This window comes from Streptomyces sp. NPDC091281, assembly GCF_044757425.1.
In the GTDB taxonomy this organism is placed as follows: domain Bacteria; phylum Actinomycetota; class Actinomycetes; order Streptomycetales; family Streptomycetaceae; genus Streptomyces.
In genome coordinates, this window is sequence record NZ_JBIVUY010000005.1 from 212,682 (window position 1) to 233,999 (window position 21,318).

Here is a 21,318-nt window from a genome sequence, read left to right on the forward strand (position 1 = left end):
GTAGGGGTGTGCGGGGTTCAGGGGGACGGTGGGCCGCCTACCGGGGTCGCGGGCTCGGGGAAGTGGCAGGCGACCCGGTGCCCTTCGGCGGTGGCCCTCAGGGCGGGTGTCTCGCTGGCGCAGACGTCCTGGGCCTTCCAGCAGCGGGTGCGGAACCGGCAGCCGGAGGGCGGGTTCTGCGGGCTGGGCGCGTCGCCCTGGAGGACGATGCGGCGGCGGGCGCGTTCGGCGCGCGGGTCGGGGATCGGGACCGCCGACAGCAGCGCCTGGGTGTAGGGGTGCTGCGGGGCGTCGTACAGCGTGTCGGCGGGGCCGCTCTCGGCGATGCGGCCGAGGTACATCACGGCGACGTCGTCGCTGATCTGGCGGACCACCGACAGGTCGTGCGCGATGAACAGGTAGGTGAGGCCCAGGTCGCGCTGGAGGTCCTGGAGGAGGTTGATGACGCCCGCCTGCACGCTGACGTCGAGGGCGCTGACCGGCTCGTCGAGGACGAGGACGTCCGGTTCGACGGCGAGGGCGCGGGCGATCCCGATGCGCTGGCGCTGCCCGCCGGAGAACTGGCTCGGGTAGCGGCGGGCGTGGTCGGGGTCGAGGCCGACCTGGGCGAGGAGTTCACGGACCCGTTCGGCCCGCCGGTCGCGGTGCAGGCGGTGGATGCGCAGCGGCTCCACCAGGATCTGTTCGACCGTCATCCGGGGGTCGAGCGAGGAGTAGGGGTCCTGGAAGACGAGCTGGATGCGCTTGCGCAGCCGGGCGATGTCGTCGCCCTTGGCGCGGGTCACGTCGAGGCCGCCGACGAGGGCCCGGCCGCCGACCGGCTGGACGAGGCGGACCAGGCAGCGGCCGAGGGTGCTCTTGCCGCAGCCGGTCTCCCCCACCAGGCCGAGGGTGCGGCCCCGGCCGATGGCGAGGTCGACCCCGGACACGGCCTGGACGGCGGTGGTGCCCGCGCCGGTACGGCGGCCGGTGCGGTACTCGGCGACCAGGTCCTCGACGTGCACGGCGGGCGCGTCCGGGCCGGACGCGTCGGTGACGTCCCGGTCGGGTGCGGCGGCCGGGGCGGGTTTGGTCCTCGTCCTCATCGGGGGTCCCCTTCGCTCTCGGCGGCCCGGTCCCCGGCGGCCGGCCCCTGCGCGGCGGGCGCGGTGTCCCGTGCGGGGGCGGGCGCGATCTCGTGGGTGCGGACGCAGGCGGTGGTGTGCAGGTCGGTCAGCGGGAGCGGGGCGGCGGGCTCGGCGGCGCAGACCTCGGGTACGGCGTGCGCGCAGCGCGGCTGGAACGGACACCCTCGCGGCCTGCGGCCGGGCGGGTCGGGGCGGCCGGGGATCTGGGTGAGCCGGGGGACGCGCCGGTCGATGCGCGGCAGGGCGTCCAGGAGGGCGCGGGTGTAGGGGTGGGCGGGCCGGTAGAAGACCGACTCGGCGTCGCCGCACTCCAGATCGCGGCCGCCGTACATGACGAGGACGCGGTCGGCGACGCCCGCGACGACGCCGAGGTCGTGGGTGATGAGCAGGATCGCGGTGCCGGTGCGTTCCTGGACGTGCCGCAGGACGTCGAGGATCTGCGCCTGCACGGTGACGTCGAGGGCGGTGGTGGGTTCGTCGGCGATGAGCAGGTCGGGTTCGTTGGCCATGCCGATGGCGATCATGACGCGCTGGCGCATGCCGCCGGAGAACTCGTGCGGGTAGGCGTGCAGCCGGGCGCGGGGCGCGGGGATGCCGACGAGGGCGAGCAGGTCGGCGGCGCGCTCGGTGAGGGCGTCGCGGCCGAGGCAGGGGTCGTGGACGGCGACGGCCTCGGTGATCTGGTCGCCGACGGTCATCATCGGGTTCAGCGCGGCCAGGGCGTCCTGGAAGATGATGCCGATACGGCGCCCCCGCACCGCGCGCAGCTCCCGCTCGGGCAGGCCGATGAGTTCCCGGCCGCGCAGCCGGAGCGAGCCGCCGACGCGCGCGGACGGCGGGAGCAGGCCCATGAGGGCCATGGCCGCCGCGCTCTTGCCGGAGCCGGACTCGCCGACGAGGGCGAGGGTCTCCCCCTCGCGGACGTCGAACGAGAGCCGTTCGACGGCGGCGGCGTGACCGGAGTCGGTGCGGTACTCGACCGTCAGGTCACGGACGGAGAGCAGGGCGTCGGCGGAGTCCGGCGTCTCGGTGCCGGTGCCCGGCCCGGTGCCGGTGCCGGGGGTGCCCGACGGGCCGGTGGGGCCCGTGGGACCCGTAGGACCCGAGGAGTACGGGGTGAGGGAGGTCATGACTGCCTGCTCTGCTGGTCGAAGGCGTCGCGGAGTCCGTCGCCGAGGAAGTTGACCGCGAGGACGGTCAGGAGGATGGCCACGCCGGGCGCGTACAGCAGGTAGTCCTTGGGCGTGCCGACGAGTCCGGCGGCCTGGTTGAGGAGGTTGCCCCAGCTGGACTGGGGCGGCTGGATGCCGAAGCCGAGGAAGCTGAGGGTGGACTCCAGGATGATCGCGGCGGCGACCGCGAGGGAGGCGTTGACGATGATCACGCCGGTCAGGTTGGGCAGCAGGTGGCGCAGGACGATCTGGGTGCGGGAGGCGCCGAGGACCTGCGCGGCCTGCACGAACTCCTTCTCGCGGAGGCTGATGACCTGGGAGCGCACGACGCGGGCGATCACGGTCCAGCCGAGGCCGGCGAGGACGAGCACCATCGTCAGCGGCGAGGGGCTGAGCGTCTGCATGGCGAGGGCCAGCAGCGCGATGGCGGGCACGACCAGGAAGAGGTCGGTGATCCGCATGATCAGTTCGTCGATCCAGCCGCCGAGGAGTCCGGAGACCGCGCCGACGAGGGTGCCGACGGCGGTGGACAGGAAGGCGACGCCGAGGCCGACGGTGAGGGAGATCTGGCCCGCGAAGAGGAGTTCGGTGAGGTAGTCGCGGCCGAGGTCGTCGGTGCCGAGCCAGTGCTCCCCCGAGGGCGGCAGGGCGCCGGTGAGGATGTCCTGGGCGTTGCGCGGGTGCGGGGCGACCCAGTCGGCGCCGTAGCAGCAGACCATGAGGCCGAGCAGGACGACCAGGCCGATCACGGCCAGCCGGTGGCGCAGGAACCGTTCGGTGACGATCCGCCGTCGGCTCTTGTCGGCGGGCGGCGCGGGCGGGGCCGGGGACCCCGGCGGGAGCGGGGACTCGGGGGGCGGGTGGGACGCGGGGTGCGGGGTGGGCAGGGTCATCGCAGGGTCACTCTCGGGTCGAGCAGCGCGTATCCGAGGTCGGCGGCCAGGTTGAACAGGACCATCGCGAGCGCCACGATCAGCATCCACGGCAGGAGCACGTAGACGTCCCCGGCGAGCAGGGAGTCCAGGAAGAGGCGGCCCATGCCCGAGATGGCGAAGATCTGCTCGGTGACGACGAGGCCGCCGATGAGCAGGGCCGTGTCGGCGGCGACGACGGTGACGAACGGCGCGAGGGAGTTGCGCAGCGCGTGCCGGAAGAAGATCCGGCGCGGGGGCACGCCCTTGGCGCGGGCGGTGCGGACGTAGTCGCTGTGCAGGGCTTCGAGCATGGAGGCCCGGCTGAAGCGGGACCAGCTGGCGATCAGGCCGATGGTGAGGGTCATGACGGGCAGGACCAGATGCCGGAAGTAGTCGGCGTTGATCCCGCTCGCGCCGGGTGAGTGCAGGCCGACGAAGTACAGCGGGGGCTGGCCGAGTCCGAACTGTTCGCGCGGCCAGACCGCGAACACCTGGATGAGCATGAGGCCGAGCCAGAAGGCGGGCATGGCCACGCCCAGGTAGGAGAGTCCGGTGAGGAGGTGGTCGCCCGCCGAGTACTGGCGGGCCGCGGAGTAGGTGCCGATCAGCAGGGCGACGATCACCGCGAACAGGACGGCCCAGACGACGAGTTGGAGGGTGGTGCCGAGGGCGGAGCCGATCATGCCCTCGGCGCGGTCGCCCGTACGGGTGCTGACGCCCCAGTCGCCGGTGACGAAGGCCTTCATCCACAGGAGGTACTGCTCGACGACCGGCCGGTCGAGGCCGAGGCGGGCGGTCTCCCGGGCGAGGACGCCCGGGTCGCGGGCCTGGCGCAGCTTGGTCAGCGGGTCGAAGGTGGAGCGGACCGCCCAGAAGAAGACGAACGAGGCGACGAGGACCACCGGCACGGAGTACGCCAGGCGGCGGCCCGCGTAGCGGAGCATCTGCCGGGAGCGGCCCGCCCGGCCGCGACCGCGGGCGGTGGACTCCGCCGGATCGCGGCCCCCGGGTGCCTCGGGCGCGGGGGCGGCGCCCAGTGCCGCGGTCACTTCGCCAGCCCCCATTCGGCGAGGTTCCACCAGGGGCCCTCGCTCGGGTTGTTGGCGAGGGGGCCGCCGACGCGGTCGCTCCACAGGAGGATGTTGGGGACGGTGCCGATCGGGATCGCGGGCACGGCGTCGGCGAGGATCTTGTCCGCCTGGCGGGAGGCCTCGACGCGCTTCTTCACGTCGGTCTCGCGGTCGACGGTGGCGAGCAGCGGGTCGAGTCCGTCGATCCGGGAGCGGACGAAGTTGATGCCGGAGCGGTCGTTGGCCTCGGTGGGGATGGAGGTGCTGCTGAAGCTGCTGCTCAGCGCCGGGTCGGGGAAGGTGTCGACGAGGGTCCACAGCCCCATCTGGAAGTCCCCGGCGGGTGCCTTCTTGCCGAACAGGTCGGCCGGGGTGGTGTTCTTGATGGTCATCCGGAACCCGGCCTGCTTGAGCTGGGTCTGGAGGATCTGCTCGGTGAGTTCGCGCCGCTTGTTCCCGGCGAGGGAGACGATGCTGAACTCGGCGCGGCGGCCGTCCTTGGCCCAGATGCCGTCGCCGCCCTTGGCCCAGCCGTCGGCCTTCATTGCCTTGTCGACGGCCTTGAGGTCCTGGGTGTAGCGGGAGAAGTCGGTGCCCGCGTAGGCGGAGAGGATCGGGGTCAGGAAGCTCTGCGCGGGCTTGTCGACGCCGAGGGAGCCGTAGAGCTTCTGGACGATGGCGGGGCGGTCGATGGCGTAGGCGACGGCGCGGCGGACGTCGACGGAGTCGAAGGGGAACTTCTCGTTGTTCATCCAGATCGCCTCCAGGTTGCCGGTCTCGGCGTCGATCTGGCGCCGGGCGCCCGAGGCGGTCTGGTTGAGCTGTTCGACCACGTCGAGCTGGGGCGTCGGGTAGAGCGAGTCGAGCTGGCCGCTCTTGAAGGCCTGGAAGGCGGCCGCGGTGTCGGTGGTGAACTGGAAGGTGACCTTGTCCAGCTTCGGCTTCTCGCCCCAGTAGCGGTCGTTGGGGACGAGGGTGACGGAGGTGCCCTTCTTCCAGGACTGGATCTTCCAGGGGCCGCCGCTGAAGGAGTAGCCGTCCTTCATGAGCGCGTTGCGGTTCTTGCCCTTGAGCAGGTGCTCGGGCAGGACGCCGTAGGCGGAGCTGAAGAGGGTGCGCCAGCCGCCGTAGTTCTCCTTGAGGGTGACCACGGCGGTCTTCGCGTCGGGGGTGTCGATCGTGGCGATCTTGTCGTAGCCGGTCTTGTCCAGGACGTCCTTGCCGTCGCGGATCTCCAGCGCGGTGTACTTGAGGTCGGCCGAGGTGATCGGCTTCCCGTCGGACCAGACGGCGTCGGGCGCGATGCGGTACGTGATCCGCTGCTTCCCGCCGGACGTGGTGGTCGTGGGTTCCGCGGCCATCAGGGAGGAGGCGGCCGGCGCCCAGGTGTCGCCCGAGCGCCGGACGTCGAACACCTTCGGGATCGTGGTCGTCCGCATCAGGTAGTCGCCCCAGATGGAGCCGCTGCACACGGAGATCCAGTCGGCGCAGTCCGGTTCCTGCTCGGCGCCGATGACCAGGCTCCCGCCCTCCTTGACCGGCACCACGGGGTTCGTCGTGGTGCCGGCCTGCCCGCCGCCCGAGGTCGTGCATCCCGCGAGCACGACCCCCAACGACAGGGCGGCTGCGGCGGTGGCCCTCCGGGGCCTCACGGATGTCCGCGTGCGGCCGCTTCTCTGCTGGTCCATCGCCATCACCTTCCCTTCACACGGCCCTGTTGGGCGCGATGCGGCCTCATCGTAGGGAGCAGAACCAGCCATAGCAAGAGGTATCGACAATCATATAGTCAATGGCGATGACTTGCTTCGTGAGTCGCGGTTCGGGCAGAGTCGTTCCAGCTGGTCGTTCCAGCAGGGGACGCGCCGGGAGCCACCGGAGCACCGACGGGACCCGCCCGGGGGTTCCATTGTCCCGCCGGACGGAGAGAGGGCCTTGATGAGCACGAGCCAGGACGGGAAGCGCTCGACGGCGAAGAAGCCGGGGCCGGGGCGGCGGGCCCGTCACAGCCTGAGCCGGGAGTCGATCCTGGCGGCAGCGGAGACCATCGCCGTACGGGACGGTCTCGACGGTCTGACCTTCCAGGCCCTGGGCAAGGAGCTGGCGGCGCACCCGACCTCGATCTACCGGCACTTCCGCGACAAGGACGAGCTGGTCCTCGAACTCATCGACAGCCTGCGCTCGCGTTCCTACGGCGACCAGTTGCAGGCCACCGACTCCTGGCGCGAGGACATGCGCGTCCTGGCCCGGCACATCCACGACCACTACCTGCGCTATCCGCAGTTCGCGCTCCAGATGGCGGCGCGCACGACGCGCCGCCCCGCGGAGTTCCGCAACGTGGAGTTCGCGCTCGACGCGCTGATCCGGGCCGGGCTGCCGCCGGAGGAGGCCACGTCGACGATGCGGGTCTTCGGCAACGTCATCCGGGCCCTGTCGAGCATGGAGTCGGGCCTGCACGCCCTGGACGCGGAGACGCGCCGCGGGGACGCGCTGGCCTGGGAGGTCGAGTACCGCAGCCTCTCCCCCGAGGCGTATCCGCGGATCGCCTCGATGAGCGACCACCTGACCTCCATCGGCGACCCGCACGTCTTCGACCAGGCCGTGGAGATGCTCCTCGACGCCGTCGAGACCCGCGTGGCGGCCCTGTCCGCACGGACCCCCTGAGCCGGGGCGCGTGAGGGCCGAGCCGGGGCGCGTCAGGCCGGGGCACGGCTGCCGTACGTACGCGGGTGGCCGGTTCCGGTCGTACGGCGGCGGGCGCACGGCCCGCGGCGGGGCACCCGCCGTCCCCCGGACGGGCACCCACGCGCCGCCGGTCCGGGGACGGCCGGCCCGCCGCTCGCCGCCGGGCACGGCTACGCCGGGCCGCCGTGGGCGCGGATCAGCGCGGCGACCAGCGCGATCCGTTCCGGGACGGAGGCCGCGTCCACCCACTCGCCGCGGCCGTGCGCGGCGCCGCCGCCCGGACCGAGGCCGTCGAGGGTGGGGATGCCGAGGGCCGCGGTGAAGTTGCCGTCGGACGCGCCGCCCACGCGGGCCTCCGTCACCGGCGCCAGCCCCTCCGCCCGCGCGAGGGTCCGCGCCAGGTCGAGCAGGTCGGCGGACATACGGTGTTCGAGGGGGAAGCGGTTGATGCCGCCCGCGAGTTCGAGCCGGGAGCCGCGCGTGCGGGACCGCAGCGTCCGCAGGTCCTTCTCCACCCGCACCAGCTCGTCGCGGTGCCAGGCCCGTACGTCGATCTCGACCGTCGCGTTCTCCGGGATGGTGTTCCTGGTGCTCCCGGACCTGCTGACCGTCGGGGTGACCGTGGTCCCCCGGTCGGGGTCGCCCAGGGCGTCGATGGCCAGCACCTGGTGGGAGAGCTCGACCAGGGCGTTCACCCCGCGCTCGGGCTCCAGGCCCGCGTGGGCGGCGCGCCCCTTCACCGTGACCTCGAACATGGCGCCGCCCTTGCGCGCGGTCTTCACCGCCCCGTCCAGGCTCGGCTCCAGCACGAGCACGGCGGCGCAGTCGCGGGCCACCTCCTCGATCAGGGCGCGTGAGGTGAGCGAGCCGCGCTCCTCGTCGCCGGTCACGAGCAGCCGGACGTGCCCGGTGCCGTGGCCCGCGACCCCGAGGGCTTCGAGCGCCTCCAGGCCGAGGACGAGGCCGGACTTCATGTCGAACACCCCGGGCCCGGTGATCCGGTCGCCGTCCACGGCGAAGGGCCAGCCCGCGAGGGTGCCGAGCGGCCACACCGTGTCGGCGTGCCCGAGAAGCAGGACCGGCGGGACGCCGGACGGCTCCCGCTCCTCGCGGTAGAGGTGCGGCACGCCGTCGCAGACCTCGTAGTGGAGCGTGCCGAGCAGGTCCTCGGACCACTCCGCCAGCAGGTCGTACGTCGCGTGCAGTCCCGGCGAGTGGCCGGTGGGGGTCTCGATGCCGACGAGCCGGCGCAGGCGGGTGAGGAACCGCTCGGGCGGCTGTCCGGAGCCGAGGGGGCGACCGGCGGTCGCGTTCCGGCGGGGGCCTGGGGTCTGTCCGGTGGCCGGGTTCTGTCCGACGGCCGGGGTCTGTCCGACGGCCGGGGTCTGTCCGGTGCCTGGATTCACAGCACATCCTTCGCGCGGGGGGCCTGGGGGCGAGGCGGTGCCCCGCGGGAGGGAGCTGGGCGGGGTCGCGGTCCGCTCGGACGGAGCCCTCCCCGGGAAGCGCGCCTCACGCTTTTAGTCTATGGCATTGACTACAGACATGGCCATGCCCCGGCCGCGCCCGGCCCACCGCCCCGCCGCGTGCGGCCCACCGCCCCGTCTCCCCCGACCGCCGCCAGGTGTCCCCGCGCCCCCGCACCCGCGCCTCACAGAAAGGCGAGCAGCGCCTCGGTGAACTCGTCGGTGGTGGCGGTGCCGCCCAGGTCAGGGGTGCGGACGCGCGTCTCGGCGAGGACGGCCGCGATCGCCCCGGTGATCCGGTCGGCGGCCTCCGCGTGCCCCAGGTGCTCCAGCATCATCGCGGCGGACCAGATGGCGCCCAGCGGGTTGGCGATCCCCCGCCCGGCGATGTCGGGCGCGGAGCCGTGGACCGGCTCGAACATGGACGGGAACGCGCCCTCGGGGTTGAGGTTGGCCGCCGGGGCGATCCCGATGCTCCCGGCGAGCGCGGCGGCGAGGTCGCTGAGGATGTCGCCGAAGAGGTTGGAGGCGACGACGACGTCGAAGCGGTCGGGGGCGAGGACGAGCTTGGCGGCGAGCGCGTCGATGTGTTCCTGGTCCCAGCGCACGCCGGGGTGCCGGGCGGCCAGCTCGGCGACCCGCTCGTCCCAGAACGGCATGGTGTGGACGATGCCGTTGGACTTGGTGGCCGAGGTGAGCACGCCCCTCCGCGAGGCGGCGAGCCCGAAGGCGTAGTCGACGACGCGGTCCACGCCCTTGCGGGTGAAGACGGCCTCCTGGACCGCCATCTCCTCCGGCAGCCCCCGGTTGAGGCGTCCGCCGATCTCGCTGTACTCGCCCTCGACGTTCTCCCGGACGATCGCGAAGTCGACCGCGCCCGCCGCCGCGTCGCGCAGCGGACTCGGGACGCCGTCGAAGACACGGATCGGCCGCAGGTTGACGTACTGCTGGAACGTGCGCCGGATGGGGATGAGCAGGCCCCACAGGGAGACGTGGTCGGGCACGCCGGGGTAGCCGACCGCGCCGAGCAGGATGGCGTCGTAGGCGCGCAGGGTGTCGAGGCCGTCGGCGGGCATCATCGCGCCCTCGGCGAGGTAGCGCTCGCAGGACCAGTCGAAGGAGTCGTAGGCGAGCCCGATGCCGTGCCGGGGGGCGACGCGGTCGAGGACGCGGCGGGCCGCCGGGAGGACCTCGGTGCCGATGCCGTCGCCGGGGACGAGGGCGATGCGATGGTTCTTCATGCCCCGGATTCCAGCAACGGCACGCGGCCCGCGTCCAAGTCCTTCTGTTCATACGTCTTATAGGCCGGGCCTATCTGTGGCGCGGGCCCACGAGCACGGGTCCACGGGCGCGGGTCCGCGAGCACCGGTCCACGCGCGCCGGTCCACGCGCGCCGGTCTACGAGTGCGGTGCGGCGTCCTCCGGTACGGCGTCGAGGAAGGCGCGGGCCGCCGGGGTGAGCGCGGCGGGGCGGCTGACGAGGGCGACGTGCAGGAGGGTGCGGGGTTCCAGGTCGAGGACGCGGGCGCCCGCCCGTTCCGCGAGGTCGCGCCAGGCCTCGGTGACGACGGCCAGGCCGACGCCGCCCAGCACGAGCGGCAGGATCGCGGTCCGGTGCTCGGTCTCGACGGCGACGGTGAGGCCGACGCCCTCGGCGCGCAGCGTGTCGACGTACGTGCGCATGCCGGTGCCGCGCTGGCCGACGACCAGCCGGTGCCCGGCGAGCTGCTCGCGCCGGACGGGGACCCCGGCCGGGAAGGGGCCGTCGGGCGGGGTGAGCAGGACGAAGCGCTGTCCGCGCAGGGGGTGGACGCGGAGCAGGTGGTGGGAGACGGGGGCGGGTGCGGCGAGGAGGCCGAGTTCGCAGACGCCGGTGCGGACCATGCGGGTGACGTCCTCGGGCGTGAAGGCGGCCCGCAGGGTGACCGACACGGCGGGGTGGGCCGCGGTGAAGCGGCGGACCAGGCCGGTCAGCGGTTCGATCGACTGGGAGGGCATGGTCGCGATCTCCACCCGCCCGCCGCGCAGCCCGTGCACCGACTCGACGCTCGCGCGGGCCAGTTCGAGGCTCCGTACGGCGGCGCGCGCGGGTTCGATGAGGGCGGTGCCCGCGTCGGTGAGGACGGCGCGGCGCCCGATGCGGTGGAAGAGGTCGCTGCCGAGGTCGCGCTCCAGGGAGCGGATGGACTGGGAGAGGGACGGCTGGGAGAGGTAGAGGGCGCTCGCGGCGCGGTTGAAGCCGCCGTGGTCCACGACGGCGAGGAAGTACTCCAGCTGCCGGACGTCCACCGCACCCCTTCCCCTGGGCCGCCGGTGGCCGGCGGGACCCGCGCGGCACCACTGATAGGTGCCGCCTATCTAGATTGTCACCAAGAGGTCTTGGACGGGCGCGGGGGCGGCCTGCTGGGATCGCGGCATGAACGGACTTCTGCCCGAAGGGTTCACCCGCGGCCGTGTCGACGCCGACGGCGTGCGCATCAACGTCCGCACGGCCGGGGAGGGTCCGCCGGTGCTGCTGCTGCACGGTTATCCGCAGACGCACGCGATCTGGCACCTCGTCGCGCCGCGGCTGGCCGAGACGCACACGGTGGTCCTGACCGACCTGCGGGGTTACGGGGACAGCGACAAGCCGCCGTCGGACGCGGGGCACGGCCCGTACGCCAAGCGGGCGATGGCGGGCGACCAGCTCGCGGTGATGCGGGCCCTCGGGTTCGACCGGTTCGCGGTGGTCGGCCACGACCGGGGCGGCCGGGTCGGGCACCGGCTGGCGCTGGATCATCCGGAGGCGGTGTCGGCGCTGGCGGTGCTGGACATCGTCCCGACCCGCCATGCCTACCGGCACGCGGACGCCGCGTTCGGCACCGGCTACTACCACTGGTTCTTCCTGGCGGCGGGCAACGGCATCCCCGAGCGCCTGATCGGCGGGGACCCCGAGTTCTGGATCCGCGCCCGGATGGAGGCCCGGCACCACGGCGGGACGCCGTTCAGTCCGGCGGCGATGGCCGAGTACGTCCGCTGCTTCTCCGACCCGGCGGCGATCCACGCGTCCTGCGAGGACTACCGGGCGGCGGCCACGGTCGACCTGGTCCACGACGACGCCGACGCGGCGGCCGGGCGGCGGGTGGCCTGTCCGGTCCTCGCCCTGTGGGGCGGGCACAGCTTCGTCGGCCGCCACTACGACGTGCTCTCCGCGTGGCGCGGCTACGCCGACGACGTCCGGGGCGAGGCCCTGGACTGCGACCACTACCTCCCCGAGGAGGCGCCCGACCGGACGACGGCCCTCCTGCGGGAGTTCCTCGGCGGCGGTACGGCGGCCCGCTGAGCCTGCCAGCCCGCTGAGCCTGCCCGGCCCCCGCTGAGCCTGCCCGGCTCCCGCTCCCGCTGAGCGTGCCCGGCGCGCCGATGCCTGCCGGGCGCGCGGCAGCGGCGCCCCCGGACGGCCGAGGACGGCTGCGGACGGCCGCGGATGGCCGCGGGGAGACGACGCTCAGGCGGGCTGCCACAGTTCGACGCGGTTGCCCTCGGGGTCGGTGACCCAGCCGAACCGGCCGACCCCGGCCATGTCCTGCGTCTCCTCGGCCACGTCGGCGCCCGCGGCGCGGAGTTGGGCGAGCATGGCGTCGAGGTCGCGGACCCGGAAGTTGAGCATGGTCTGCTGGGTGCGGGAGCCGAAGTAGTCGGTCCCGGCCTCGAACGCGGCGAACACGGTCGGCCCGGCCGTGGGCCGCCACAGCCCGTGCTCGTCGGCGTCGAGCCCCAGCCGGTCGCGGTACCAGGCGCTCAGCGCCACCGGGTCGGCCGCCCGCAGGAAGTACCCGCCGATTCCCTCCACACGTTCCATGGTCCCAGCGTGCCACCGGGTGGGGGCGGCACACGACTCGGGGACCACAGGGGCGATATCGCGCCACGGGGGCATCGGTTTTCACTCCATCGGCGGAACTTGTGGCGGTCCGGTCCCCGCCCGCGCACCCCGGCAGTATGTTTTGCGTCTCTTCGCCCGCCGCCGTGCCGGTCGCCCCTCAAGGGGCCCGTCGGCGTGCGCGGGCGGGGCGGACGACGGACCTCAGGGGGAGATGCGTGTCTGGCGTGAACCTTCCGGACCACCGCTACAGCGGTACGGAGTCCACCCGGCTGCTGTGCGCGGGGGTGTACCAGGACGCGGCGTTCCGGCGGCGGGTCGTGGAGGAGCTGGTCGACCACCGGGAGCGGCCCGTGGCGCCGCCGAACGGGATCGACGTCCTGCCGGTCCTCTCGCACGCGTTACGGGTGACCCGCCAGGAGGCGCGGGCCGCGCTGATGCTGCTCGGGGTGTGGGCGGGCTTCTTCGCCTCCGACGTGATCATGTTCTGGGACAGCCTGTCCGACCGCGCGGGCCCCGACGCGGACATCGACTTCGACATGGTGCTGACCGCCTTCTCCGAGGGCGACGACCGCCTCACCGGCGGCATGCCGATCCCGTGGTCGTTCCTGTACGCGCTGGTCTGCCTGGCCCTGTGGTTCGCCCACCGGTCGCGCGGGGGCGGCAGGGCGGCCCGTGCAGTGGGCCTTCCCGACCCCGTCGCCAAGGCCGCCGACCGGGCCGGCTCCCTGGTCTCCTTCGGCGCCTGGGCCCTCGCCCTCTTCTACTGGGTCCGCTACGTCACCGGGGTCCTCGGCGGCGACGTGCAGACCCCGTACCCGCTGATCTTCCCGCTCGCCATGGCGCTGGTCGTGTGGTGGTACCAGACGTGGCAGCGCAGGCAGGTGTGCCACTCGCTGGCCCGCTGGACGTTCCGCGGCACCCCGCAGCCGGACCTGCCCGGCGGCCCGCTGTACGAGACGCTCCGCGACGACATCCGCCGGGAGCAGGAGGCCTCGCTCACCCTCTACGACCCCGACAGCCCGTTCGTCGGGCTCGGTGAGCAGGGGACGCCCTGGTCGTTCGTGATGGAGCTGCGCAGACGCCCTGGCGAGGAGGGCAAGGCCGGTGCGGGGCGCGGGGTGCCGAAGCAGGGCGGTGCCGGGCCGCTGACCGCCGACGCCGCCCTCGACATGATCGAGCCGCAGCTGACGGGGCTGCGCGAGTCCGTCGCGCTGACCGGCAAGGACCGGCTGCGGGACCTGGAGACGGACCGTTTCGTGTTCCTCCCGGGCGGTGTCGCGCGGGACGAGCGGCTGGAGGTCGGCGGGACCGCGGACCCGGCCGCCACGCCGCGCGGCGACGCCTCCCGGCGCGGCCTGCCCGTGTACGACCCCGCGCAGGTCCTCGCGCACCGGCGTGAGGCGGTCGACGAGGGCGGCGAGGGCCGCCGGGTGTTCCTGCGGGTGCGGGTCGGCGCCTGGCACGAGCAGGTCGTGGTGACGGTGCTGGTCCGGGTGCACACCCAGGGCAGGATGCTCTTCCTGGAGGTGCTGCCCTTCATGCTGGGCCCGATCCGCAAGGACTTCCGCGCGGTGGACCGGTTCGTGGAGCGGCTGCCGGAGAGCTGGGGCAAGGGCGCCGTACGCGCCCTGCGGGACGGCCCGGCGATCGGGGTCGACGCGGGCATCGGCGGTTTCGCCACCGCGCGCGACGCCGTCACCGTCGGCTGGTCCGACCGCACCGACCAGCCGGACGTGCCGAGGGTGTCGCTCCGTGAACTCGTCAGCACCGACGGCCTGTCGGGGTTCCAGCGGATGGACGCCTCCCGCTATGTGAAGACGATCCAGGAACGCATCGTCAACGGCGTCCGCGAGGCCCTCAAGAGCCACGGCTACCGCACGGAGGAGTTCGAGCAGCACGTCTACCACCTCAGCGGGGGCAGCGTGTTCATCAAGGACATGTCCGGCGGCGCCGTCGCCACGGGCAGCCACGGCAGCGCCACCCACCACACCGCGCCACCGCCGCCGCCCGACCCGGCTCCCACCCTTCCCGACGACGTCGACCCGGACACTCCGTGAGCCAACCACCCCAGGGGGACAACGACATGAGCACCGACGGACAGCACCCGCGCGACCCCAGCACCCCCGAGGAGGTGCCCGACAGCCGGGACGGCGGAGGCGTGACCATCGGCAACATGTCCGGCGGTTCCATCGCCACGGGCCGCCACGGCACGGCGACCTCCTACAACACGACGGGCACCGCGGCGGACCCCCGCTACACCGAACTGCTGCGCGCGGTAAGGGTGTTGCGTGAGGCGCTGCCCCCGGCGGCGGACCGCAGCGCCGACGACGCGGCCCTCGACGGTGAACTCGCCGACGCCGAGGCCGAGATCGCGGGTTCGGGCACGGCGGACACCGGCCGCCTCACCCGGCTGCTCGGCGGCGTACGGACCTGGCTCGCCTCCCAGGGAGCGGCGGTCGGCGCGATGGCCTCGGCGACCGCCGTGATCCAGGGCGCGGCCCAACTCCTGGGCTGACCGGCCCCGCCGACCGTGACCACGCACAACACCCCGCTCCCCCAAGGAGGTTGACGATGAGAGTGTTCGACACCGAGCGGCAGGAGTGGGCCGACTCGCACCGCGAGCGCCTCTTCGACGCCGAGCGGTCGCTCGACCTGCGCCGCCAGCGGATCGTGCTCCAGCGCACGGCGATCGTCCTGGCGGTGTGCGGGGTGGCCTTCGGCACGTGGGCGCTCGGCTGGAAGGACGAGCCGAAGCCGTATCGCCCCCCGGCGGAGGAGGCCCCGGTCGCCTCGGGCACACCGGACACCCCGGACGACGGCGCGCCCCCCTCCGACGGCACGGACCCGGAGACCGACCCCTCCCCGTCGGCGACCCCGCCCGCCGGATTCGAGGTCCTCATCGACACGGAGGGGTTCCGCATCGCGGTCCCGGAGGACTGGACCCGCGACAGCACCAGCTCGCAGTACGGCATCGACATCGTCGAGTACCGGGGCCCCGACGACGTCTCCCGCGTGCAGGTCTTCCAGGTCATGGAGTCCTCCCCGTACGCGTCGGTGGAGGAGGCGCAGAAGGCGGGGAGCCGCCTCGACGGGTACCGGAAGATCGGCCTGGACTACGTGGCGAACCCCGACGGCGGCGAGGCGGCCGAGCACGAGTACACCGCCGACGAACTCAACGGCGAACCCACGACCACCTCGGGCTACCACGCCATCGACCTCCGCTTCACGGCCGCCGACGGCAACAACTACGCGGTCATCGCCTACGGTTCGGAGTCCGACGGCACGGACGACGAACGCGCCCTCCTGGACACGGCCCGCGCCTGGTTCTGCCCGCCCGCCACCGAGTGCGCGGCACCGGGGTCGACGTCGTAGGCGGTCGCCACGTGCAGCCGTCCGTCCGCGCCGAACATCTCGATCAACTGGGACAGATGAGCGCGCGCCGCACTGCGACGGCGGTTCTCGTACCGGGTCACGCGCGCCCCGCCACCTCGGCCCACACCCGCTTGCCCCACGGCAGCGGTTCGGTGCCCCAGTCCGCGGCGAGGGCGGCGACGAGCGTGAGGCCGCGCCCGCCCTCGTCCCACGGACCCGGGTCCGTGGCGACGGGGGGCCGCGGGGAGAAGTCGACGACGGCGACGCGCACCCGGCGGGCGGCGGGCCGGTCGACACTGACCCGGACGGAGTCCCGCCGCGCGTGCAGGACGGCGTTCGCCACCAGCTCGGAGACGATCAGCGCCCCGTCGTCGGCCAGTTCCTCCAGCCCCCAGCCGACCAGAGCACCCCGCACGAGCCGCCGCGCGGCACACACACTGGCGGGTTCGCGCGGCAGGGTCTGGCTGTAGCCGGGGTGCCCGGTCCGGCGGGACCGGGTTAAGGGGTGCGGCATGTCGGCCTGCTTCCTTCAGATCGGCGGGCCCCCGGACCGGGAGCGGTCGCCGGGACGTCGTGCGATCTATGCAATCGACTCGCCACGCTCAGTCACAGGGACGGAACGTCCTAGTCTCACGACGCTATTCGCACACGCCCAGGAACTCCGCCAACGGCCGCAGGCCGGGCGGGTGGTGAGGGAGGGACCAGAGGTCGCGGACGATGGCCACGGCCAGGGTGTGGTGCTGCAACCAGGTGGGCGCCACGCGGCGCAGCGACTCCAGCGTCTTGACGGCTGCCGCCGCGTCCCCGAGGTCCGTGTGCGCGCGCGCCACGTCCAGGAGCAGCCACGTACGCCACGACGGTGGGGTGTCCTTGCTGAGCCGCATGCCCTTGGCGAGCGTCAGCGCGTCCTCCGGGTGGCCGTACTGGACGGCGAGACGCACCCGTTCGATGCGCACCGAGGACGGGCTGAAGACGCTGACCATGCGGCTGTCGCTTCCCGCCGGGAGCTTCGACACGCGGGCGGCCTGGCTCTCCGCGCCGCCCATGAGTTCGGCGGCCCGTTCGTAGTCGCCGCTGCGGGCGGCCGACGTGGCGGCGCTCATGGTGAGGGCGCCCCACACCTTCAGACCGTCGGCGGTGTCGGTGTGCTGGGCGTCCCTGACGGTCGCGGCGGCCCGCAGGGCCACGTGCAGTGCGTCGTGCAGCCGTCCTTGCCGCTGGTAGGCCCAGGCGACCGAGTTCACGATCATGGCCGGGAGCAGCGGGTCGGCGGACTGTTCGGCGGCTTCTATGGCCCGCTCCAGGGACGTCAGGGCAAGGTCCGTCTTGCCCATGCGCACGGCGACGTGGCCGGCGAGCTGAAGCGCCTTGGCCAGGGCCGCGTACCCGGCCCTGCGGTCGTCCCCGTCGGGTGCGGCCGTGGCCGCGCGGGCGTCGGTGATCAGGTCGGGGAGCGCCTTCATCACGGTGTCGAACTCGGCCGCGTGGTACTGGGTCCACCCGTCCGCGATCTGCTCCCGCAGACCGTCCAACGTGAAGTCGGGCCCTGGCGCCTCGGGTTGCGGCGCTCCCAGCGCGGGCATGATGGCCCGCCTCACCGCGACGAAGCGGGGGCCGTCGTTCTCTCCGGAGGCGGACACGGCGGGCGGGTCCCCGAGCAGCGTGGTCAGCTCCACACCGAGGCCGTTCGCCAGGGAGTGCAGCGTGGGAAGACGTGCTGAGTGCTTCCGTCGCTGTTCGAGCTGACGGATCACGTCGACGGACACACCGGACCGCTCAGCCAGCTCCTCCTGCGTGAGCGAGGCCAGGCGGCGCAACCGGCGCAGGTTCTTCCCCAGTTCATCTTTTGCCACGCTGTCACCGTACGCCGGGCGTCCGCTCACGGGACGACCCGCGTCCCCTCCGGCCGGGCGCCGGGGTCGTCGAAGTACCTGGTGCGGCGGTGCTTCAGGTGGAGGTCGAAGAAGGCGGCCACGTACGCCCGTTGGGCCGTGACGGACCGCCGGGGATCGGCCGTTCCGATGAGGTCGGCGGTGACGGCCGGGTCCGTGTGTCCGCCGAGTTGGGGCAGGATCGCCTGGAGGTCGCTGAACGAACCGTGCTGCGCGTCGGCGAACCGTACTTCCCGCCTCCAGCCCGTGGAGGCCGCCCAGAACGTCGTCCAGGTGGGTTCGTTGTCCCGGTGGTGCTCCTCGCGGTCGAGGAGCAGGAACGGCTTGGCGAGGCCGGTGCGGGCGACGGTGCCGAAGAGCCCGCCGTCGAGGTCGACGGCCGCGCCGACACGCTCGTCGTCGTGGGCGAGTTGGGCCGCGACGGACCCGCCGAGGGACTGGCCGAGCAGGCCGATCGCGGAGAGGTCCAGCGCTCCGCGCAGGCCGTCCGGCAGCGGGGTGCCGTCCGCGGCGGGGCTGTCGCCCCGGTCGAGGCGGCCGAGCAGGCCGAGGACGTACGTCATGTCGGCGACGCGGGCCCGCTGGTGGGCGACGAGGAGGTCGGCGATGACCTGAGGGGTCAGCTCGTCGGGGAGGGGCAGGGCCCGCTCGACGCGGCCGCCCGGGAACTCGACCTGGTCGGCCTCGTAGGTGTGGTCGACGGTGAGGACGAGGTGGCCGCGGCTCGCGAGGTCCTCGACGAGGGTGGTGCCGAGGCTGCGCGTGCCGCCGTCGCCGGGGGCGAAGAGGACGATCGGCAGCTGTCCGGCGTCGCGGGCGACCGGTGCCGCGCTGCGGGCGTGGGTGGGGATGCCCGCCCAGTCCACCGTGCCCGGGTCGACACCGAGGGTGGGCGCGGAGTGCCGGTCCCAGTCGGCCGCGGCGCGGGGGGACATCCACGGGGCGACGGCGTGGCGGCCTCGGCGGACGGCCGGGTACCACAGGCTGATCATCAGCTCGCGGTAAGGCTTCGACGGCACCAGCGGGTCCGGACGGCTCCGGTCCACCAGGTGCAGGTCCACCGTGCCGACCGGGTGGCTCCCGGCGGGGGCGGGCAGTGACACCGTGCGGCCGGAGGAGGCGCTAGGCCGTCGGGCGGGGCCCGGCGGGGTCGTGGCCCGGCCGCAGCCGGCCCCGGCGACCGCCCCGGTGACGGTGGCCGCCGCAAGGCCGAGGAGGGCCCTGCGGGTGGGGCGCGAACGCTGGGCGGGGGAACGGTGGGTTGGGGCGTCGGCAGTCATCGATCCGTTTCTCCGGTCGTCCGCTCGTAGGCTCGTCAGCTCGTCGTTTCATCGACTCGTCGCTTCGTCTGTTCATCGGTTCTTCGTCGGGGTGGCGTCCACAAGTCGGCGGTGTCCACGAGTTGGTGGTGTCCACAAGCCTTCCGGCGGCGGTACGGCCCGGACCAGCGACCGGGAGACGATCCGGCCGTGGACCGCGGACGGGAAGTCCGGTGTTTCTCCTCCGCGAGGAGGAGGGGCCGTTGCACTACGGGTGGAACGGCGCGCGGGGGCGGGCGCGTGTCCGTCCTGGGGAGGAGGGCGCTCCTCCTCACGGTGCAGGCCTTCGCGCGGGGTTCGGTCGGTGGTCTCACGTGCCGGCCGGGGTCCAGCACCTAGCGTGGTGGGGCGGCGCGGGCTCCACCACGCCGCCGTGACGCTTCGACGACGGGACGGGTGATGGAGGCGACGGCACCTGCCGGACGCTGGCGGCGGACGGACGGCGCCGACGGTCTCGCCGTCCCGCTGCGCGCGCCCGTGCTCGCCCTGGGGCGGTGGGCGGCGGGACTCCCGCCCACCGCCGGGGACGCGCTGCTGGCGGCGGTCCTCTTCGGCGTGGTCCTGGGGCCGGGCCGCATGGAGGGCGCCCGCGGTCTGCTCATCCAGGCGGCGCTCCTGCTGCCGCTCGTGTGGCGACGCCGGGCGCCGTTCACGGTGTTCTGCGCCGTCGCCGCCGTCGCGTTCGGGCAGTGGCTGCTCGGCGTCCAACTGCCCGCCGACATCGCGCTGCTGGTCGCGCTGTACACAGTCGTCGCGTACGGGGACCGGCGGCGCGTGGCGGCGGCCGCCGCCGTGACGGCCACCGCCGTCCTGCTGGCGGCCGCACGATGGGCGCCCGAGGGCCGGTTCGTCTCCTCGGCCGCCGCGATGGGCGCCTTCGCGCTCGCCGCCGCGGCTTTCGGCAGCACGCTGCGCGCCAGGCGGGCGTACGTGGCACAGCTGAGGGAGAGGGCGCTGAACCTGGAGCGGGCGAACCTCCAGGAGGCCCGGCTGGCCGCGGCCGAGGAGCGGTCCCGCATCACCCGTGAGATGCACGACATCGTCACCCACAACCTGTCCGTGATCGTCGCGCTCGCCGACGCCGCGGTGTACGCGCGGCGCGGCTCCCCCGGTGACGCGGTCATGGAACGGATCTCGGAGACCGGCCGCCAGGCCCTGACCGACATGCGGCGCACGCTCGGCGTCCTCCGCCCGGACGAACCCGACGCCCACCGCCATCCCGCCCCCGGCGTGGCCCAGTTGGAGCCCCTGGCCCAGCACATGCGTGCCGCGGGGCTGCCGACCCGGCTGCTCCTGGAGGGCGACCCCGCGGACCTGCCCGCCGCCGCGCAGCTCACCGTGTACCGCCTGGTGCAGGAGGCCCTGACCAACACCCTCAAGCACGCGCCCCACGCCACCGGCGCCCGGGTCCGCGTGACCCGCACCCCGTACGCCGTCACCGTCGACGTCACCGACGACGGCCCCGCCGCCGTACCCGCCCCGGCCGCGCCCTCCTCGCCCACCGTGCCGTCCGGGCCGTCCGGGCCGTCCGGGCCGTCCGGACACGGGATCGTCGGTATGCGGGCCCGCGCGGCGGCCTACGGCGGTGTCCTGGAGGCGGGTCCGGCACCCGGCGGCGGCTGGCGCGTCTCGACCCGTCTGGACGTCCGCGCCGTCGAGGACGGTGCCGTATGACGACCGGTGCGAGCGGTGCGACCCGTGTCCTGCTCGTCGACGACGAGTCCCTGCTGCGGCTGGCGTTCCGCATGGTCCTCGACGCCGAGCCCGACATGGACCCGGTCGGCGAGGCCGCGGACGGCGCCCAAGCGCTGGAGCTGGCGCGCCGCCTGCGGCCGGACGTCGTCCTGATGGACGTCCGCATGCCCGGCACCGACGGCATCGAGGCGACCCGCCGGATCGTCCAGGAGGTCCCGGACACCCGCGTCCTCATCCTCACCACCTTCGATCTGGACGCGTACGCCTTCGCGGCGCTGCGCGCGGGCGCGTCCGGCTTCCTGCTGAAGAACGCGCGGCCCGAGGAACTGCTCGCCGCGATCCGCAGCGTGGCCGTCGGCGACGCCGTGGTCGCCCCGCGCGTCACCCGGAGCCTCCTCCAGACCTTCGCCCACCAACTCCCGCCCAGCGGACCACCGGACGGCGACGAGCGGCTGCACGGCCTCACCGCGCGCGAACGCGAAGTGCTCGTCCACATCGCCCTGGGCAGGTCCAACGCGGAGATCGCCGCGGTCCTCCACCTGGCGGAGACCACCGTCAAGACCCACCTCGGCCGCGTCCTGGCCAAGCTCGACCTGCGCGACCGCGTCCAAGCGGTCATCTTCGCCTACGAGACCCGCCTCGTCCGGCCCCCGTGAGCCCCACCGACGCCGACGCCGAACGCGCTACCGGCACCGCCATCGATTCCGCTGCCGGTCAAGGCCCCCGGTCCCCGATCGGTTCTCCCCC

The 21,318-nt window shown here is 73.8% G+C and carries 19 protein-coding genes; 7 read left to right on the forward strand and 12 right to left on the reverse strand.

The window, feature by feature from the left end:
- Positions 1–17 precede the first annotated feature (17 nt).
- Genes ACIQPQ_RS15545 through ACIQPQ_RS15565 form a run of 5 tightly spaced genes read right to left on the reverse strand, consistent with a single transcriptional unit; the run spans position 18 to position 5,971 of the window.
- A complete protein-coding gene (locus tag ACIQPQ_RS15545; protein WP_401303924.1) occupies positions 18–1,085 on the reverse strand; it encodes an ABC transporter ATP-binding protein in 1,068 nt (355 codons plus the stop codon).
- Positions 1,082–2,257 (reverse strand): ABC transporter ATP-binding protein, encoded by a 1,176-nt coding sequence (locus ACIQPQ_RS15550; RefSeq protein ID WP_401303927.1) that lies wholly within the window; start codon positions 2,255–2,257, stop codon positions 1,082–1,084. Before ACIQPQ_RS15550 ends, ACIQPQ_RS15545 begins: the two co-directional genes overlap by 4 nt.
- Positions 2,254–3,192 carry an ABC transporter permease gene (locus tag ACIQPQ_RS15555; RefSeq protein ID WP_401303930.1) on the reverse strand — a complete coding sequence of 313 codons (939 nt, stop codon included), beginning with the start codon at positions 3,190–3,192 and terminating at the stop codon, positions 2,254–2,256. Before ACIQPQ_RS15555 ends, ACIQPQ_RS15550 begins: the two co-directional genes overlap by 4 nt.
- Positions 3,189–4,262, reverse strand: coding sequence for an ABC transporter permease (locus tag ACIQPQ_RS15560; protein ID WP_401303932.1), 1,074 nt, complete (start codon positions 4,260–4,262; stop codon positions 3,189–3,191). The genes ACIQPQ_RS15555 and ACIQPQ_RS15560 overlap by 4 nt, the downstream gene beginning before the upstream one ends.
- Complete coding sequence (locus ACIQPQ_RS15565) at positions 4,259–5,971, reverse strand: peptide ABC transporter substrate-binding protein (protein WP_401303935.1); 1,713 nt, start codon at positions 5,969–5,971, stop codon at positions 4,259–4,261. The genes ACIQPQ_RS15560 and ACIQPQ_RS15565 overlap by 4 nt, the downstream gene beginning before the upstream one ends.
- Before the next feature lie 247 nt (positions 5,972–6,218).
- Here ACIQPQ_RS15565 and ACIQPQ_RS15570 point away from each other — a divergent pair, with 247 nt between their 5' ends.
- Positions 6,219–6,944, forward strand: coding sequence for a TetR/AcrR family transcriptional regulator (locus tag ACIQPQ_RS15570; protein ID WP_401303937.1), 726 nt, complete (start codon positions 6,219–6,221; stop codon positions 6,942–6,944).
- 191 nt (positions 6,945–7,135) lie between these two features.
- Here ACIQPQ_RS15570 and ACIQPQ_RS15575 read toward each other — a convergent pair whose 3' ends face one another.
- From ACIQPQ_RS15575 to ACIQPQ_RS15585, 3 genes are all read right to left on the reverse strand, one after another.
- Positions 7,136–8,371, reverse strand: a complete 1,236-nt coding sequence (locus ACIQPQ_RS15575) for a M20 family metallopeptidase (protein ID WP_401303939.1) — start codon at positions 8,369–8,371, stop codon at positions 7,136–7,138.
- A 245-nt stretch (positions 8,372–8,616) separates the two neighbouring features.
- Entirely contained in the window at positions 8,617–9,672 is a 1,056-nt protein-coding gene (locus ACIQPQ_RS15580; protein ID WP_401303941.1) for a tartrate dehydrogenase, read from the reverse strand.
- 157 nt (positions 9,673–9,829) lie between these two features.
- Positions 9,830–10,720 (reverse strand): LysR family transcriptional regulator, encoded by an 891-nt coding sequence (locus ACIQPQ_RS15585; RefSeq protein ID WP_401303944.1) that lies wholly within the window; start codon positions 10,718–10,720, stop codon positions 9,830–9,832.
- Positions 10,721–10,847: 127 nt separating this feature from the next.
- On the opposite strand from ACIQPQ_RS15585, the gene ACIQPQ_RS15590 reads away from it, so the two are divergent.
- A complete protein-coding gene (locus ACIQPQ_RS15590; protein ID WP_401303947.1) occupies positions 10,848–11,753 on the forward strand; it encodes an alpha/beta fold hydrolase in 906 nt (301 codons plus the stop codon).
- Between the two features lie 165 nt (positions 11,754–11,918).
- Here ACIQPQ_RS15590 and ACIQPQ_RS15595 read toward each other — a convergent pair whose 3' ends face one another.
- Positions 11,919–12,272 carry a VOC family protein gene (locus ACIQPQ_RS15595; RefSeq protein ID WP_401303950.1) on the reverse strand — a complete coding sequence of 118 codons (354 nt, stop codon included), beginning with the start codon at positions 12,270–12,272 and terminating at the stop codon, positions 11,919–11,921.
- 245 nt (positions 12,273–12,517) lie between these two features.
- Here ACIQPQ_RS15595 and ACIQPQ_RS15600 point away from each other — a divergent pair, with 245 nt between their 5' ends.
- Genes ACIQPQ_RS15600 through ACIQPQ_RS15610 form a run of 3 tightly spaced genes read left to right on the forward strand, consistent with a single transcriptional unit; the run spans position 12,518 to position 15,665 of the window.
- Positions 12,518–14,350 carry a hypothetical protein gene (locus ACIQPQ_RS15600; RefSeq protein ID WP_401303951.1) on the forward strand — a complete coding sequence of 611 codons (1,833 nt, stop codon included), beginning with the start codon at positions 12,518–12,520 and terminating at the stop codon, positions 14,348–14,350.
- A gap of 26 nt (positions 14,351–14,376) precedes the next feature.
- A complete protein-coding gene (locus ACIQPQ_RS15605; protein WP_401303954.1) occupies positions 14,377–14,808 on the forward strand; it encodes a hypothetical protein in 432 nt (143 codons plus the stop codon).
- 56 nt (positions 14,809–14,864) lie between these two features.
- Complete coding sequence (locus ACIQPQ_RS15610) at positions 14,865–15,665, forward strand: hypothetical protein (protein ID WP_401303955.1); 801 nt, start codon at positions 14,865–14,867, stop codon at positions 15,663–15,665.
- Between the two features lie 97 nt (positions 15,666–15,762).
- Here ACIQPQ_RS15610 and ACIQPQ_RS15615 read toward each other — a convergent pair whose 3' ends face one another.
- The 3 genes from ACIQPQ_RS15615 to ACIQPQ_RS15625 form a co-directional block, all read right to left on the reverse strand.
- Positions 15,763–16,179, reverse strand: a complete 417-nt coding sequence (locus tag ACIQPQ_RS15615; RefSeq protein WP_401303958.1) for an ATP-binding protein — start codon at positions 16,177–16,179, stop codon at positions 15,763–15,765.
- A 124-nt stretch (positions 16,180–16,303) separates the two neighbouring features.
- A complete protein-coding gene (locus ACIQPQ_RS15620; protein ID WP_401303961.1) occupies positions 16,304–17,518 on the reverse strand; it encodes a helix-turn-helix domain-containing protein in 1,215 nt (404 codons plus the stop codon).
- Positions 17,519–17,544: 26 nt separating this feature from the next.
- Positions 17,545–18,837 carry an alpha/beta hydrolase family protein gene (locus tag ACIQPQ_RS15625; RefSeq protein ID WP_401303964.1) on the reverse strand — a complete coding sequence of 431 codons (1,293 nt, stop codon included), beginning with the start codon at positions 18,835–18,837 and terminating at the stop codon, positions 17,545–17,547.
- Positions 18,838–19,275: 438 nt separating this feature from the next.
- On the opposite strand from ACIQPQ_RS15625, the gene ACIQPQ_RS15630 reads away from it, so the two are divergent.
- Together ACIQPQ_RS15630 and ACIQPQ_RS15635 are read left to right on the forward strand one after the other, a co-directional pair.
- A complete protein-coding gene (locus ACIQPQ_RS15630) occupies positions 19,276–20,550 on the forward strand; it encodes a sensor histidine kinase (RefSeq protein WP_401303967.1) in 1,275 nt (424 codons plus the stop codon).
- Positions 20,547–21,227: a response regulator gene (locus ACIQPQ_RS15635; RefSeq protein WP_401303970.1), complete on the forward strand. Its 681-nt coding sequence runs from the start codon at positions 20,547–20,549 to the stop codon at positions 21,225–21,227. Before ACIQPQ_RS15630 ends, ACIQPQ_RS15635 begins: the two co-directional genes overlap by 4 nt.
- Positions 21,228–21,318 lie beyond the last annotated feature (91 nt).

Bases quoted from the DNA above. Each gene is read 5' to 3' on its own strand.
- ACIQPQ_RS15545 (WP_401303924.1), bottom strand. From the start codon at position 1,085: ATGAGGACGAGGACCAAACCCGCCCCGGCCGCCGCACCCGACCGGGAC.
- ACIQPQ_RS15550 (WP_401303927.1), bottom strand. From the start codon at position 2,257: ATGACCTCCCTCACCCCGTACTCCTCGGGTCCTACGGGTCCCACGGGC.
- ACIQPQ_RS15555 (WP_401303930.1), bottom strand. From the start codon at position 3,192: ATGACCCTGCCCACCCCGCACCCCGCGTCCCACCCGCCCCCCGAGTCC.
- ACIQPQ_RS15565 (WP_401303935.1), bottom strand. From the start codon at position 5,971: ATGGACCAGCAGAGAAGCGGCCGCACGCGGACATCCGTGAGGCCCCGG.
- ACIQPQ_RS15570 (WP_401303937.1), top strand. From the start codon at position 6,219: ATGAGCACGAGCCAGGACGGGAAGCGCTCGACGGCGAAGAAGCCGGGG.
- ACIQPQ_RS15580 (WP_401303941.1), bottom strand. From the start codon at position 9,672: ATGAAGAACCATCGCATCGCCCTCGTCCCCGGCGACGGCATCGGCACC.
- ACIQPQ_RS15590 (WP_401303947.1), top strand. From the start codon at position 10,848: ATGAACGGACTTCTGCCCGAAGGGTTCACCCGCGGCCGTGTCGACGCC.
- ACIQPQ_RS15595 (WP_401303950.1), bottom strand. From the start codon at position 12,272: ATGGAACGTGTGGAGGGAATCGGCGGGTACTTCCTGCGGGCGGCCGAC.
- ACIQPQ_RS15605 (WP_401303954.1), top strand. From the start codon at position 14,377: ATGAGCACCGACGGACAGCACCCGCGCGACCCCAGCACCCCCGAGGAG.
- ACIQPQ_RS15610 (WP_401303955.1), top strand. From the start codon at position 14,865: ATGAGAGTGTTCGACACCGAGCGGCAGGAGTGGGCCGACTCGCACCGC.
- ACIQPQ_RS15615 (WP_401303958.1), bottom strand. From the start codon at position 16,179: ATGCCGCACCCCTTAACCCGGTCCCGCCGGACCGGGCACCCCGGCTAC.
- ACIQPQ_RS15625 (WP_401303964.1), bottom strand. From the start codon at position 18,837: ATGACTGCCGACGCCCCAACCCACCGTTCCCCCGCCCAGCGTTCGCGC.
- ACIQPQ_RS15630 (WP_401303967.1), top strand. From the start codon at position 19,276: ATGGAGGCGACGGCACCTGCCGGACGCTGGCGGCGGACGGACGGCGCC.
- ACIQPQ_RS15635 (WP_401303970.1), top strand. From the start codon at position 20,547: ATGACGACCGGTGCGAGCGGTGCGACCCGTGTCCTGCTCGTCGACGAC.